Source organism: Novipirellula methanifontis (assembly GCF_052161655.1).
Taxonomy (GTDB): Bacteria; Planctomycetota; Planctomycetia; order Pirellulales; family Pirellulaceae; genus Novipirellula.
Genome location: NZ_CP197418.1, coordinates 6,823,839 through 6,839,385, shown reverse-complemented (window position 1 = coordinate 6,839,385; position 15,547 = coordinate 6,823,839). Strand labels below are relative to the sequence as shown.

Below are 15,547 nucleotides of genomic sequence, written 5' to 3'. Positions count from 1 at the left end.
CGCTTGGTTTGGCGCTTATTCGCTTGGATCTTTCACCACAACTTGAAACACGGGACTTGTAAACGTACCAAGCCAATGCCCCGAGTCGTTGCCAGCGAGCCAGCGGTCGTCATACGTGAGCTGGACTCGGTAGATTCCCTTAGCGGAAAAGTCGTGAAGTTCGGTGATGTCGAGATTTCTGTGGAAGGGACTTGCCTTCGTGAGGGTAATATCGGTCCAAGTTGATTCGCTCAGCAGTCGCTGACGTGCCGAATCACGATCCTTTGCACTGTTAATTTCGCTTGCTTTCGCCGATTTCGCAACACGTTGTCCCTGGAATTCGACGCGAATCCCCCAGGCAGCACTGGACGACAGGCTATCGATAAGCTTCATGGTCGTTGGCGTGGGGGCAGTACCCCCGGAACGATTCGGGTGACGGTTCTCCCAATGCCATTGTCGCGAAGCGACATCTTCATGAAGGCGAATGGTGATCGGAATCACAACCTCCTCTCCCTGGGCGACGTTGATGCGTGGATCATCGGATAAAAGATCAACCGCCAGTATTTCGGGACTGTCACCAAAGTCGTACTGAAAATAGTTGTTGAGAGTTGCGGTAAGCATTGGAGGAGGTCGAAACGAGTGTGAGTAGTTGCGTGTGAAAAACTCTGTCGTACAGAGTCGTTCCTGACTCCATCTAAACCTGACAATCGAGTTCCAAAGATACCGCTCGTCGTCCGCCTGAAGGATGTATTCGCGAATCGAACTGATCCTCAAACAGATTTGGTTCGGATGATCGGGGTCGGGAAAAATATCGAATATGCCACCACTATTCCCGGATATGTTCCGCCAAGTTTTGCCCATGTCTTTTGACATGTGAACCTGAGTTGGACCGTTGGTACTGGTAGGATTCGTAACGGCAAAGAGTGATCCGTTGGGAAGCAAAAGCACAGGCCCATAATCGCAGTTCTCAGACAGCAGGCTCCAGATTTCGCCAGCATCACGCGAAGCGTAGATTCCGTATGTCCCCTCACCTTTGGAGCGACCGAAACGATCAGACACCACATAAAGGAGAGTATCTGATTCCTTGGGAACCTTGGCGAATCGCCCTCCAGGCGGCATACCAGCGGGCAGGCGGAGTTTGTGCCATTGGCCAGATTTCATGTCGGCGCGAAAGAGGCCTGCCACGTTTGAAGCGAAGACATCGGTTCGTTGTCGAAGCACGGACTCGAACGGGGTATTCATGTCGTATGCCTCTTCCTGTTGCGCCCCAGCTTCCGTACCGATAATCGCAAGGGCCAAGGCAAATGCGACATGACAAAATGTATGCGTTTCCATGATGCTGCGTGCTCCTCGCCGAACATCCGACGTCACCGGGGACGGCGGTTTGATTTTTTATTTGTCAACACCCTATCTTGTCCTCCGGCGGACGTCATTGTTCTGCTCCGATGGTGCGACAGTTATTGACAACCAATACGGTCTCAGCATTTCCACAGATGGTAACCTCTGTTTCGGATGACACATACGAGCCATCCTCTGAAAGTGCTGAGTACTCCGTGCCGTCAATTTTAATCTTACCAGTTAGGCGAAGCGGTGGCGTTAGGATCGCCGTTGCGTCGTGGAGATGCCCAAGTGCCACCCAGTCACAATCGCGATGGTGCCGTCGAACGCTACCAGAGGTGCAGTAACATCGGGCATTTGAATAGCAGAAAGGCAGGGTTTTGCAGGCGCCGGCGATTGACATGCAAGTAAACGAAAAAGCGTGCATCTGCGATCTGTTATCCGTCGTCGGGTCGGTCCAGCATGTCGATCCAACAGTCTGGCAGTGCGTCCCGCAGTCGGTTCAGGCCAAGTCGCGTAATTCGCGTTTGTTTAACATGAATTTGCGAAAGAGAACGCATGGAACAAAGTGTATCAACCGAAGCATCGGATACTCGCGAGCCCCGAATGGAAATGTGAGTTACGGAGCCATCGCGAGCGAATGCTAACCCGGCGTCGTCAATCGGGCAGTAGGGCACGCCGATTCGCTTGACGGACGAATGTGTCCGCAGGGCTTGAAAAAAGGCGCCAGTTAGTTGCTCGTTGCCCTGATAGGTGATCTCGACCAGAGACGGATGCGAAATCAAGTTTGCCATGCCAGTATCTGAGATTCCCGCAGCGGCAACCGGATGGTTAAACGACGTGTAGCACCTGAGGTTCGTCAACGCAAGGACGAGGTTAGTGTGGTGGTCAGTAAGCTTTTCCCGGATGTAGAGCTTAACGATGCGCCCAGCATCGTCGATAGCAAAGCGACCTGAAAGTGCGTCGAGCTTCTGGGCAGCATCAAGCTCATAATCCAAAGGCGAGAAGTCGCGGAGCTTTAGGCGGTCACGAGCAATCGTCATCGGGCTGTGATTGGTTTAGTCGGATAACGGTAACCGTTGTATGGCTGAAACGGGGGCGATAGATTTTCCATTTCAAAAAAATGCACAAGCTGTCCTTTGTGTGCACGAATTACAAATGTGGTTAGAAGTGGTGCTCGATACCAAACCAATCTCGCTGTCTAAATTCAAAATCGGGTGTCCACCTGTCTTGGGCTATCGCAAACGGCGGCGTTGACCGAGCACCGCTAATGGTGTTTCTATTTGTAATCGCGTTATGCGGTGCTTCGGTCCAACGCGTGGCTTGAACATCGGCTCGTACCTCGCGATGTCAAAGGCTTACTGGTTCGCCGATTGGGAGAGGTGAAATCCGCTATTTATGCTTAATAGGATTGAAGTGAAACCCGCCTCGTTCGGGATCGAATCCGATCTTGACGTCAACGAATGCGTGGGCGGCAGCCTTTGGGATCACAACTTGCAATTGGTCGAATCGGTAGCTGAAATACTTTGGGATCTCCTCCGTCCTTAAACGACGAGCTAGACAAAGACTCCGATCGAAACACTCTGGGTGTTCAAACGTCGCGTCCGCAAGTAAGCAGTTGAGACTTGGATCCAATTGATTGTCCCTCATCCAAGCCAGCACTGATGCGACCGCGCCGTCCGTCATCTTCACGGTTGGGGCAAATGAAACTCTAGCGGTCCGCTTTAGTTTTGATTTTGGCGTGCCGGGCAATGCGATTAGAAACGGACATCCGTCGCGAATGTAGTTTGGGAAACGTTCGCAATATGCGTTGCCAAGCAGCGCCGCACGTTCCCACTCGTGTTGATCAATTTGCTTCTTTCGGGCTTCAAGTTTTGACACGTCGGCTGAAAAAAGGTCGGCGATCACCGGATGAAAGTTTTGATATCGCCCCGTATCTTGCGCGCCAGGTTGTAAGTCAGAAGCAGTATGATCGAGGTTGTAGTAACTATTGACGGTCAGAAGTTGGCTTCCAATTCCCAGCGACGCAAATTTCAATCCTGTAGCTGGAAACTTCAGTATCGCAACGCAGTCCAGTTCGTCTGTGAAGGCAGCAACCAGCAGCGGTTTCAACGAGACGACAACGGCAGCTCTCGAATCTCCGTGCTTTAGGTGGTCAGTCAACCGCTGCAAGCGGTCATTCAGCGATCCGTGACCAGGCGTCGGTGTCCGCCAGAACTTGCGAAAGTACTTTGGATATAGCGTTCGCAGTTTGGGAATCGATAGTTCGACGCTTCCTGGGTCACTGGCACGAGCCACAAAATCGTGCTGCGAAAAATTTGTGTCCAAAGAACGGTGCTCTCGATGTTGATTGTAAGTGCAAACAATGGGTTTCCGTCAAGCCTGACGAAAAATACGGCCTTTGCGGGCGAACGTTGGTGTTCACACGGATCTCGCTGATGATTCTCTATCGACCAAGTAACCCAGCTCGCGATCTCGAGTGCAACACTTGGTGCTTACGCTGAGCTTGTGTGACGGACGACTCGCCAATCGGACGGGATTCACAAACCTTAGAATACTGGCCGAAGTGGGGCCGAGCAACAATCGACCGAGCAAACCAGCAAGCCGGCGACGATCAGCGGGCATATCGCCTGCGTTGGTATTCCGGCACTCGCGAGACCGCGATTCGATTAGTGCTAATTAGTGGCAATGAGTGTTCCAGTCGGAGAGAACACTAATCTTCGCTAATCGCACACTAATGGCTTTGTCGTGGAAGTTTGCCATGCGTCCATTGACAGCGGCAAGCGATCGAGCAACCAGCTCGGAAGTTGGCTATCGACCGAGCAAGTATTACGAACCTTGGCGACCGACCGAGCAACCACGGACAGCAAGAACGGTAGCGGTGTGCGGGCGGCGAGTTGATGCTCCATTTGTAAAAAAAACAATGCCGTACGTCGGTGAATGCAATGGTTATTTGCTCTTTACCTGGATTATTTGAATGGTAAAGCATCATACTCGTATCCAATGCCTAGGACACGATTGCCATCAGTAACAATTCCCACTCCGTGTCCAGGGTCAAACACCGCATAGAAGCCTACGGTTGCAAAAGGTTTCTTGGAGCCGTCATCAATCACGATCTCCCGAGTGCGGAGGAGCAAATCTAAATCATCGGAGTCCGCGAATTCTCGGCGTTTGCCGCCGGGCGAAATGGCCGACAGGGCGTCTGATATTGAGCCAGCGTCGCCTCGCCACCACATGCCGGAGTTCGGACCGATTCCATTGATGTCGTCAAAGAGTGCCCGCTTTAGCTTCGGTACCAATTTCTCGTGGTTCTTGATGATTCGCTTTGCGATCGTGATTGCACGTCGCGAAGGATGTTCGTCGTCTGAGTCAGTTTTGATGCGGACGCCAACCTTGGATCGGCCCACCTGTCGGCCTTTCAGCCGATATCGAAACACCTTGAACGCAGGCAAAGTGAACGTGCGCGCCCAACCATCGCCGTCATTGCGAAAGACGCCGAGTTCGGGATGATTCCAGGTTGTCATGCGTCAAATCACAATGCAAATAACGGTAGCGATCAGTGAGGACAGGCGAGCGACTTGCAAGCAGACGAGAAAGCGGACCACCCGTCCTCCGTTGAATCACATGGTTATCGCTCTTTGCGTGGAATAATCCAAGCAACTAATCCCATGTCTTTCCCGGCCATTGGATGTCCTTCCCCCTTCCAACTGCCAGGTGTTTTGCGGGTAAGCAGCCGGATTGGGACGCCACGCTCGAATTGTTGAGTAGAAGCTTCTGCCGCAATGTAGCGGTTGCCGTCAAGTGGAAGCCACTCGATTGGATCAAGGTTTGTACTGTAGTTCCCCAGGATTTCATTCCCTAGCCAGAGAGACACGGTGGAGATGTCGTCAATGGTCGGTGATACGGAATCAGAAATCACCACCCCATTTGGATCGGACGACACAACCCTCGAGATGCCTCCTTTGGGCTCGCCGTCTTCACGGTACTTTGAGTCCAGTTCTACACCAGCCTCAATATTCGTGTTTGCGGGGACGTAAAGTCGCCATTTCCACGAATACTTGTCATTCGTGGCAACGTACCGAACATGCACCATTTGTGGATCATCGACGTTCAGGGAACCAGCTTCGGCACGAAGGACATCCAACTCGGCTTGATCACTGCGATTCCTGTACACGGACAGGGCTAGTCCACACAACAATGCAAAAATCGTGACAGAGCAAAGCAACGTACGAAGGCTGTAGGAACGCATTGTCTTCATCTGCGATAACGGTGGTGGTGACCCGGTCCGAGCGGATGAGTCACCATCAAGTAAAAGGTTTTCGAGAACTCGGATGTACTACTTAGTTCGTCGCATTCTATGGCGCCCATCCGGCGTCTTCCAGCGTGTCATTGGTGAACGTAACCATAGGCCAAAGATCTATTTCATCAGATACGTTGGAATCGAAAAATAAATCAAATGCATTGCTATCCAGATTGAACCTGACCTCGCTCAGTACCAAGCGATCAACGTCATACTCTGACGCTATACGTTTTGGGCCTGGCGGCAACGGAATGGCACTGATCGCTTCAATTACCACGGGCCCCAATGTTGGAAGAAGCTTGGCCCAGATACGTTTCTGCAACTCGGATGGTGACGGACCATAGCCAACGACCGAAAGATGCGGACGAATCCCTTCAATGAGCCATAGAGAACACCAGGAATCAGTTGTCGGCGAGTAAACGAACTCGCCAAAGTCATGGTCCGTCCGAACCTTTGAATTCGATTGGTCGGGCCACGGTAGAGCTTGCCCAATTGCCATTACGCTTTCCATCGACGAACGGTTTGCCATGTGCGGGCACGGAGAGATGACATTTTTATTGGAAAAACACGCAAGCCTTCCTCTGTGTGAACGGCATGGTTATCGGCCATTCTAAGGTCAGTTATGGTTGGTGTGGGGCTGCCTCTACGACCGGCCCAGGATTCCTGGCCGCAGTTTCGTGATCGATTTCCGATTTCGCCCCAGCCTCGATTTTGATTAATTTGAATTGGAGCTGAAATTCTCCCTGGACCACATCGTCGACGACCGCCTGGACATCCATGACAGCACGAACAACTCCGAAAGGCGATTCTCGGTTGAGGTTTGCGATTGTTTTTACCCGATTTAGAACCCGCCCGCTGCTGAATTCAAAGCTGCCACTGATACTTGAACACTTCAGTTTACCAAGTGGGGTCTCAATCTCGATCGGATCAAGTTTTTGAACATTCGACAGCTTTTTGGATAACATGAAATTTAGGTCGGAGGCGATCTCAGACCGTATTTCTTTTACGCGCAAAGGATTGCTTGAACCACGTTGTCTCCAAGCCTCCATTACATGATGTTGGGAAAAATCCCGGGTCAGGTCTTTTTCCAATACCAGTATTTTGAAGGCCTTTCTTTCCTTGTTCGCTACTTGGGCAATCTCAATCCAGCGTCCTCGTGCTCCCTTGGCCTCCGTTGTACCAACGGAGCTTAGCTTCACACTGACGGTCTGCGCATGCTCTGCGGGGACATTCGGCACCAACGCTTTCATCTCATAGGTCGCAGATGCACCATCGGCAGGTAATTTGTAAAACAAGCCATCTGCTTTTGTACCCTGTGCTGTTAGGATGGCAACGGCTGACGCAAGAAGGATTTGCACGCATCCGCCATTAAAAAGCTTTGTAGTCATGATAAATTGAGATGCTTGTTGAGTTGGTTGATTAGACGCTTTGCGGGCAACGTGATGATACTTGTGACTTCACTGTTAGGAGGCCCGGAAGGTCTCGCGTTAGAGACGGCTAGCCCTAGTCCGATAACGATAGGGGGTTACGCGAGGCGGCGAATGACCTGCAAGCAGACGAAAAAGCGTTCGACCGTCGCTCCGTAACAACCCATGGTTACCCGAATTTATGGCTGAAACAAAAAGTCTATATCAGCTAAGTCTCGCACCTTACTGACAGCAGTCTTTCCATCCATTAGCACTGGAATGTGCAGGAACGGGATCATTCCCACAATACTTACGTTTGGTGCGAACTGTTCAAATTCAACAAGCCAGTACCAACCGCCACCGTCAAATGGCTTAAGCGAAATGGCTTTCAATTTCCACGACCAAACTTTGCGGTCGTAATCGAGTAGCTTATCAATTCGATTTCGTTCTTTTGTCGCGATTGCGAGCGCTCGACGAGCAGAAATCGGGGGACTCTCTTCGGTATCCCTCCATTTCGGAGCACTAGAGTTCGCGTCCTTTGTGATCGGCGTTTCCACAGCCTTGCCTAGCGGATACGAGATGTGGTCGTAGGCGATTACACAAGGTGAGCATTGCAACATCACGGATAGTAAAATCAGCAGTCGAGACATAGTCTCACCACGTGTTTCGGATGCGGCGTTCGTACTTCCGTCGAGCGAACGTCCTGGATCTACAGTGCATCCGATGGTTCCCCGACTTCGCTTGCCAAGGGATGCCGAGCATCACACTGGCAAGCGATGGGCCAAGTGTACAGCGCGGCGTCCGAGAGATCAAAACGGATTGTACTACGGCTCGTCGTACACGCAGCAATAGCACCACAGGTTTGATGAAACTTTCGAATTCCGGTCGATCAGGCAACCACAGATGAACGCGGATGGACACAGATTACCGCACGAAGCATCCGTGTTCATCTGCGTGAATCGGTGGTTCCATTTGACGTGCCGACCGCTTGGCCTCGCATTGTTTGTATCCACTGATTCGAAACTCAAGCAGTTCAGTCGGGTAACGTTGGTGATTACCGAGGACGAACGGATGGGTAACTATCAGGAATCGCGTTCTGGAGTCCTTCGGTGCACCACATGGATCCCGTCCTCTGGGCAACGCTAGTTCTCGAGTTGAATCCCAAAGAATCGGTAAAGCAAAAGCACTGGGCCAAATGATACAGTCGAACATCCAGCGAAAAACATCAAATCCGTCGCCGTTCCTGCACGGGGGCCAACAATTCGATCGTAGGCGACAATTGAGCCAGCGATTGTGGCGATCAACCATGCCACACCGACCGCGAACAAAACAGCAACAGCCTGCTGGAAAACGGGCAGTCGTACATATTGAAAAATGAGTATTGAAACGCCGACAATCGCCCCAACGCAAATCAACGCGACGATCCAGCCGCAAATTGTCAGCTCACGAAACTTAGGGCGGTGCAATTTCACGTTCGCGTAGCGTCTTTCGATGTCGGGGAACGATAGTGGTCAGCGGGAGCTGATGTTGTTTTTACCAAAGCGGCGACCACCGCCACTCCGCGTACAGTACATAGTCATGCGTTATTGCCAGTCAATGTCAGTGCGCCACCGATCGTCAGCTCGCAGGTACGATAACATCAGCGAGATGCACGCATCAAGCGATTCCGGTGGGCGGTCAGATACGTGCTCCGTTCCGTCCTCACTGTACGCTGCGCTGAGTCCGTCCGCGGGGTTTAGGCTCCCAGACACCTCGAACCAATTGTCAGTATCCACTCGTAGTACGACAAACGTGAGGTCGTTCCATGACTGTTCGCGAATAGTCGATTCGACCAACGCTTCGTCTGGACCTTGTGCAATTACTTCGGGCTCGTTGCTCGGAGGCGCATATAGCTCAAAGGTCAACAGCGGCTTTTTCACAACTTCAGTTGTCGATGGAAAGTGTTGTTGAACGCAACCAGTGAAGAGGAGCATGATTGGGGCTAAACAGTACGACATTCTTTGCATGACGAACGGCGGCGATCACGCGGTCGCCGCAAGTGATCATCCAATTCAAAAGACACGACTCGGCGTGCATCGCATTGTTCTGCTTTCTAAGGCCCTGCGATTAGTTCGCTTTGGGGGAGTTCAGTGTACAGCTAATGTCGTCAATGCGTTCCATTGAATCAAACGAAACCCTGAGTGAATCATTGCCTCGCGTAGCGTGTAAACGGTTGCCTTCGGGGCGCAGTGTGAAACCTTGGCCCTGCAAAAATGAATCAACCATTTCTCGATGATTGATTTCAAATTGAGAGATTACCTCTGTCATTACGGTGACGGCGCGTCCGGGTGCAACGGGAGCGACGACGTCGCTAGGGACATCGCAAACAAGGAAGACCAGAGCACCACCATCGTACGGACCGCGATAGTAACAGCAGTTAGGATTTAGGCCTGACGCAACCAATGCGATCATGTGACCGTTGGCGATTTCCTGCGAAAAACTGCGATCCGTGAATTCCGGCACCTGTTGGGTGAATCCAGTGTTCTTCAATTCATTACACGCTTGAAGCAATTTTGGAGGCAGATCGCTTTGTTCGTTTGCCCAAGCCCAGAGCCAAGACGCATCACCGTCGGCTTCGGTTCCGAGTAGTTGAATGGGGTATGAGAGATCAGACCCGAAAGTGGCGAGGCCTTCCGATATGCTGACGCCCCAATTTCGCTCACCGATCAAATCCGCGAACGCAATTTGTTTCGCGAATGAGCCGCCGATGTGCTGAGATAGTATGGATGTAAATTGAGGACTCATGAGCGATCTATGGCATAACGCCGGGGTTCAGCGAGTCGGCACGGAAGTCGTTGTGGTGGCCAAGTTGATCAAACTGCCGACTTCGTTGTAACCTATGGTTTCCCGGTTTGCTGTAGTGGGATGTCGCTAATCACCACGGTTGACGTTGATCCAATCGTAGCGAGCGCAATGACTGCCGGCAAATCCGTTTGTAGCCGCAAAAACAAAGAAGCAATTTGTTGGCAGAATGATGTGGGGCAGAATGAGAAATCAGCGAGCGCCAATTATTCTGTCACCTAATCATTTTGCCATTCGATCAACCACGCAAGTATTTGCGACAGCGATTTGACGCTTGCCTCACGAAGGAACGCTGGAAAACTAGCGCCGGTTCCTTCATGCATGAATACCGTTTGAATCGCCGACACGATTGCCATCGAGGCATCATCGCCAGTCGGGGAATGGTAGGGTTTTGCGGGCGGCGATCAAAGACCAACCATTTGTAAACGCGTTGTCGCCGCTCCGGTCCAACCCATGCTGCGTCGTTGCCTGTTGGGGCCAGCTCTGGGTTCAGATCAGCGTGCGGCCGACAATGCACGTTCCCATTTTGTGCGCATCTCATCCGTGAAGCCAACCGCAACCCGGACTCTGGGGCGCCAAAACAGTACCCTTTTCGTCGAAAGCGAGCTCTGTGGGAAGTCAATCAGAATCACCGCCAGACTACAGTGCAGTCTCGGACATCCTGGCAATCGCATCATGTACGCGCGGCTTCGGCGGAGGCGACAATCTTTGACATCGGCGTTCAGCTCGTGTTTGCCGTAGCGCACCGTGAGCTCGTTTTGTTTAAGCTCGATGGTGGGGATCCGGATTGTCAGCTCGTGGCGCACTGCAACCGAGAGCCCGATCGCGAAAAGCGTGGTCGGCAAAAGTAGGCACAGTCCGCCCATCATTGCGGACTTCCAGCCGACCTCAGGATCCGTTGCAACAAGTAACGTCATTAGGCAACAGAATGCGACAACCGTCCAAATGAATAACCGCCGAGAGTTTCTGAGGCTTGACTGCACAACCGACGTCGGAACGGTTTCAACAAGCGGTACGTCAGTGGGCGGTGCGGTTTGCGACATCGACCTTCAGCGACGATAGTGTGAAATCACTCCAACCGACGGACGGTTGTGAGGTGCGGGTGTTGGCAGTTAATTTTCCATCTGTGTGCGGCGACCACCGCCTCTCCGTCACCATCGCATGGTTCTCCGCCGTCTTAGAGAATCGGCACCCCATCAGTATTGAAATACTTCGGTGTGTTTCGTGTCGGCAGTCCGCCCAGCGCACCGTCTCCGGAAACCAGGATTATACCATCACCGTTGGGATGCTGGGTCTCGGTATGGAGCGGTATTGTGGTAGCGGCGGTCACCGATCCGCAGGAAATGCACCTGGGATAAGTCGTTCGACTTCGGCGCCATTCGAGTGCGGCCTCCAATCGTTCAGTGGTTGGCGTTTCGAGACGACGGCCTGACACTTCAGACAACAGAACGTTTGACCTATTCGAGCAAATCTCTGATTCGGTCCACATCCGTTCGATCTCAACGAACGAGTTGCATCGCGAACACCATGCGTAGTCAACAGACATCCGAATCTCGTGTTCATGAGTCAGTCGGTACCGGTAGTCGACGCAAGCGTCGAAACGTGCGAGTACGTGGCCGTTTGAAGGACGAATTACCTGCAACATTGCCATCGATGGATTTCAATCGCGTAATGGTAGTGATGTGCGGGTGGCGGGAGTTGACTTGCAAGCAAACGAAACCGCGTGCCACCGCCACTCCGTTACCTTCACATGGTTATCCGCTTATGTCTTCTCTCGATGTTATTAGCCAGTGCCGTCCGTTTCTAGTCGTGGGCTTCAATTCCGGTAGGTTAGAGGCAACACGCTTCAGAGTCCTATTGGCCTCCGAGGGACTGCAACCATCTGGCAGCATAACGCCCGAAAAAGCGAGAGTGTCAGATTGAGCATGGAATGAGTAATCAAACGAAGTACGGCCCGCGTATTCCAAGGCAATCTTTCCCCTCCAGTTCAGTTCGCATTTACCAGCGATGTCACCCGAAAAACGTAGTCGGTGGTCGGCAACACCGTCATGCCCAAGCAAGTAAATGCCGAAAGCACGCTGGGAGGAATCTTCAGCAGGCGGTAACGGATCAATGGCAAATTCACGCGTGGATAACAAGCTGAAATCCAAGGGTTGCGTTTCAGATGCGACACAAAATCCAGTGTGGCCCCAGTATGTCGATGACAGAGTGCAGTTGTGGTAGTTTGACCAGACGATCTTAGAATCCCAGTCGTCGATGTCCTCGTCAGGGTCATCCGTTGAAAATGTGTCTCCTGGATCTCCAGCGTAGTAGTCCTCGGACACCAAGTGCAGGTCAAACCAAAGCGTGCCGTCGGACTTAACACGCGCACACCACTCCAGCTGAGTTATTTCATGGCCTTCAGGCCATGGACTGTCGTGGAAAACGATACGATTCATCGTGGGATGACTTTTAGTCGGATAACGGCTGCGTTCACTTGGCCATCGCGGGTAACATTGACTTCAAGAAACTCGCGATCGGCGGCTCGGGGGCACCGCTTTGTTCTGCCTTCATCTGGGCAACGGTGTGCCGAGAATTGTATCAGGTTTTGCTCGTAGCCAATATCGAAGTGTTTCGATGCCTCGCTGCTCGGATTCGTTCAGGATGTCGGTCGCAGCAATTTGATCAATCGTTTCTGACACGGCGTCTATGCCGTATCGTCGACAAAGAAAGAATGGCCATTCCTCGACGCTTAGGTTCCACAAGGGCAGTGATTGACGAATCATCTGTCGAAGCGGTCGATCATATTCCGGCATGATCTCAAGCAGTAATCTGCCGGTTGATTGTTGACAATCGTAGTGGGTTAGCGATTCGGTAGAGCAATCGTCAAGGAACGGACACAGCAGGACATCCAACAACGCAGCATCGCCAAATTGCTTGCGGTAAGAGGCGATGTGTTCTGACTTCCATCTGCCAGAAGCGACGAGTCTCGCAACCTCGATCGGCTCTCGTCGTGTCATCATCTTTATGGCAGAACGGCTGCGTTCACCCGGTCGCCGCCAATCAACGTTGACTTTACGAACGACGCGATCGGCGGCTGCGCGTCCAACGCTTTGTTCTGCGGCAATTCGGCTACAAGGTCAGTGTGCCGTCTAGCCACCATTGGATGTATTGTTTGAGTGAACCTGCAACCCACCGTCGGTCGTCACATTCGTGGTCCCAAACAAAGATGTCGGGACGCTGGATTCTACCATTTTGAATAGGGAAAGCGAATTGGTCGCCATTGCCAGCATCCGCAAAGAACAGAAGATGCTCAAATGGCATATAGAGGTCGGCGAAGTCTTTGTTATTGCGGAAACGAAGGTTGTCCTCTTGGATTCGCTCAAGAGTCCAGATCAACCCCAGTTCGTATTCGCCAAGAACCCCATTGGACTCCCGCAAAAGGCTCCGTAGCTGATCGGGGAATTGAACCGCAAGAGCGTCTTCGGCCGCAGCAATCGCCAATTGCGTTGCGGCGGGAGCGAAAGTTGCGTGGGGAGTCAGCGTAGTAATAAAGTCGCGCCACAAATGCTAGGTATCCTAAGTTGCAAGCGAACGAAATTGATGCAGCAGTGATCGTATCACGCCGGTATTTAGTCGCAGCACGTTACCGATCACCGAGGACCGGGAGTTGAGCATCCATTCGTAAAAACTGACCACCGGTCCTTCAGTGCAGTACGCCCAGCATGGGCGTGATCTTGTGGGGTGCAAGTCCCCTGTACTTAGTTCCGGTTTCTTTCGAGGAGTCAGTATACCAAATGAAATTCTAACGAAAGAACAGTACGAGGCGAGGGCAACTGCGGGGAGGTGACGATCCGTGGGAAGGCAGCCTGCGAATGTGACCGTAAATCTGGCTAGCCGCCGAGAACAGCTTCGATTCAACAACAACCGAATCGGACGAGCTTCAAAGCTAAAACCGTCGTCAGACACATTCACGCCAAGACCCGCCAGGCTACGAACAGAAACCCGATAGGAGGCCGACGTCTACAGGTGAGCAGGCTGCTGACTGCGAAACCGAACCGGAAGAGTGAGCGCAGGTAGATCGGGAGCTTGGGCGGGGACAGATCACGATCCCTTATCTGGGGAGAACTCCAGGCGTACCCGTGAGTAGGGCTTGCCCGAAAGGCGGGGCGGAATGCGGTAACGCATGACGTGCCTGGAGAATGCAGCAGAAGTTGTAGTACCGATCTGCCAATTCCAATGGCGGCGGGAAGAACCGAACGTCAACAGTCAAGGAACGAACCACCGATGACCTCAGAGAATCCGAACGAAGAGCAACTCGTCTTCGACTTTGTCGAACCGGATCTCGCTGCGCCAAACATCCCGACGGATGATTCGGGTCTGGCGGTCATCGAGAAGTCAGCCTTGGGCGATGATGCTCACAATCTGATGGAAGCGATTGTCGATGAAGTCAACATGGAAATGGCTTGGGCGAGAGTGAAGGCCAACCGTGGAGCCCCTGGGCCCGACGGACTTACGGTCGACGACTTTCCCGAGTGGTTTGCTCCGCGTTGGCAAAACATTCGTCAACAACTACTCGATGGCACCTATCGTCCGGACCCTGTCCGGCGGAAGACCATTTTCAAACCCGATGGCGGCACGAGAGAGCTCGGAATTCCAAACTTGCTCGATCGCGCAATCCAAACCGCTATTGTGTTAGTCCTCACGCCGATCTTCGATCCGGGATTCTCTGAATCAAGTTTCGGTTATCGACCTTATCGCTCGGCGCAAGATGCAGCCAAGCAGGTGCAGAAGATCATTCGCAGCGGTCGACGCCGATGCGTCGATATGGATCTGTCGAAATTCTTTGACCGAGTCCAGCACGACGTGTTAATGGCACGCGTGAGCCGCAAGGTTCACGACAAGCGACTGCTCAAACTGATCGGACGATACCTGCGAGCCGGAGTGATGATCGATGGGTTATGTCAACCTAGCGAAGAAGGAACGATGCAAGGAGGTCCGTTGTCACCACTCCTTTCCAACATCTATTTGGATGATCTGGACAAGGAACTGGAGCGGCGTGGATTGCCTTTCGTGCGGTATGCGGACGACTTCGTGATCTTCACCAAGTCGGATGTTGCTGCGCATCGTGTTTACGCGAGCGTTGAGCGATTTCTGACGCTGACGTTGAAACTGCAAGTCAATCACGACAAGAGCAGCGTCTGTAAGACGCAAGAGCTTGAGTACGTGGGCTACGAATTCCGTGGCTTTGGCGGACAGTTTCGCGTGAGTCGAAAGAAGCTCGACGCATTCAAACGGCGCGTCTCGGAGATCTTTCGTAGAAACCGAGGTGTGTCGATGAAGAAGCGTTTCGCGGAGTTCCGTTCTTATGCAATTGGTTGGCTTGGGTATTTTCAGTTAGATCAAGTCAAGACAACTTTCAGTACGCTCGACAAGTGGCTTCGGCGACGGGTTCGGGCATGCTACTGGAAGCAGTGGAAGAAGTCGAACACTCGGCTTCGCAACCTGATGTCCTTGGGCTTGTCGTACCGGGACGCCCGTCCGTTCGCGTTTAGCGGCAAAGGCCCGTGGCGTCTATCCAAGACGTCGGGAGTCCAGCGTGCGTTATCGAACGAGCACCTGAAAAGTGAAGGCTTACTGAGTCTATTAGAGCGTTGGCAACAGCTTGCATCCTCGCGGCGAATCGCCTAGTGCGGACCCGCAT

The 15,547-nt window shown here is 52.5% G+C and carries 14 protein-coding genes; 1 reads left to right on the top strand and 13 read right to left on the bottom strand.

Annotated features, from left to right (window positions below; all coding sequences use genetic code 11):
- Positions 1-15: 15 nt before the first annotated feature.
- The 13 genes from SH528x_RS24820 to SH528x_RS24760 form a co-directional block, all read right to left on the bottom strand.
- Positions 16-1,314, bottom strand: coding sequence for a hypothetical protein (locus SH528x_RS24820; RefSeq protein WP_442506136.1), 1,299 nt, complete (start codon positions 1,312-1,314; stop codon positions 16-18).
- 440 nt (positions 1,315-1,754) lie between these two features.
- On the bottom strand, positions 1,755-2,360 hold the full coding sequence (locus SH528x_RS24815; protein ID WP_442506135.1) for a hypothetical protein: 606 nt from the start codon (positions 2,358-2,360) through the stop codon (positions 1,755-1,757).
- A 349-nt stretch (positions 2,361-2,709) separates the two neighbouring features.
- Positions 2,710-3,645, bottom strand: coding sequence for a hypothetical protein (locus SH528x_RS24810; protein WP_442506134.1), 936 nt, complete (start codon positions 3,643-3,645; stop codon positions 2,710-2,712).
- 641 nt (positions 3,646-4,286) lie between these two features.
- Complete coding sequence (locus tag SH528x_RS24805) at positions 4,287-4,841, bottom strand: hypothetical protein (RefSeq protein WP_442506133.1); 555 nt, start codon at positions 4,839-4,841, stop codon at positions 4,287-4,289.
- 104 nt (positions 4,842-4,945) lie between these two features.
- Entirely contained in the window at positions 4,946-5,566 is a 621-nt protein-coding gene (locus SH528x_RS24800) for a hypothetical protein (protein WP_442506132.1), read from the bottom strand.
- 106 nt (positions 5,567-5,672) lie between these two features.
- Positions 5,673-6,116, bottom strand: coding sequence for a hypothetical protein (locus SH528x_RS24795; RefSeq protein WP_442506131.1), 444 nt, complete (start codon positions 6,114-6,116; stop codon positions 5,673-5,675).
- Positions 6,117-6,237: 121 nt separating this feature from the next.
- Positions 6,238-7,005, bottom strand: a complete 768-nt coding sequence (locus SH528x_RS24790) for a hypothetical protein (RefSeq protein ID WP_442506130.1) — start codon at positions 7,003-7,005, stop codon at positions 6,238-6,240.
- Positions 7,006-7,223: 218 nt separating this feature from the next.
- Positions 7,224-7,673, bottom strand: coding sequence for a hypothetical protein (locus tag SH528x_RS24785; RefSeq protein WP_442506129.1), 450 nt, complete (start codon positions 7,671-7,673; stop codon positions 7,224-7,226).
- A 933-nt stretch (positions 7,674-8,606) separates the two neighbouring features.
- Positions 8,607-8,942 (bottom strand): hypothetical protein, encoded by a 336-nt coding sequence (locus SH528x_RS24780; RefSeq protein ID WP_442506128.1) that lies wholly within the window; start codon positions 8,940-8,942, stop codon positions 8,607-8,609.
- 187 nt (positions 8,943-9,129) lie between these two features.
- Positions 9,130-9,807, bottom strand: a complete 678-nt coding sequence (locus SH528x_RS24775) for a DUF6882 domain-containing protein (RefSeq protein ID WP_442506127.1) — start codon at positions 9,805-9,807, stop codon at positions 9,130-9,132.
- 1,811 nt (positions 9,808-11,618) lie between these two features.
- Complete coding sequence (locus SH528x_RS24770; protein WP_442506126.1) at positions 11,619-12,302, bottom strand: hypothetical protein; 684 nt, start codon at positions 12,300-12,302, stop codon at positions 11,619-11,621.
- Positions 12,303-12,413: 111 nt separating this feature from the next.
- On the bottom strand, positions 12,414-12,866 hold the full coding sequence (locus SH528x_RS24765) for a hypothetical protein (RefSeq protein WP_442506125.1): 453 nt from the start codon (positions 12,864-12,866) through the stop codon (positions 12,414-12,416).
- A 109-nt stretch (positions 12,867-12,975) separates the two neighbouring features.
- The gene (locus tag SH528x_RS24760; RefSeq protein WP_442506124.1) at positions 12,976-13,410 is read right to left on the bottom strand and encodes an SMI1/KNR4 family protein; all 435 of its coding nucleotides are present in this window, start codon (positions 13,408-13,410) and stop codon (positions 12,976-12,978) included.
- Positions 13,411-14,130: 720 nt separating this feature from the next.
- Here SH528x_RS24760 and ltrA point away from each other — a divergent pair.
- The gene (gene ltrA, locus SH528x_RS24755) at positions 14,131-15,534 is read left to right on the top strand and encodes a group II intron reverse transcriptase/maturase (protein ID WP_442506123.1); all 1,404 of its coding nucleotides are present in this window, start codon (positions 14,131-14,133) and stop codon (positions 15,532-15,534) included.
- The last annotated feature ends 13 nt before the right edge of the window (positions 15,535-15,547 follow it).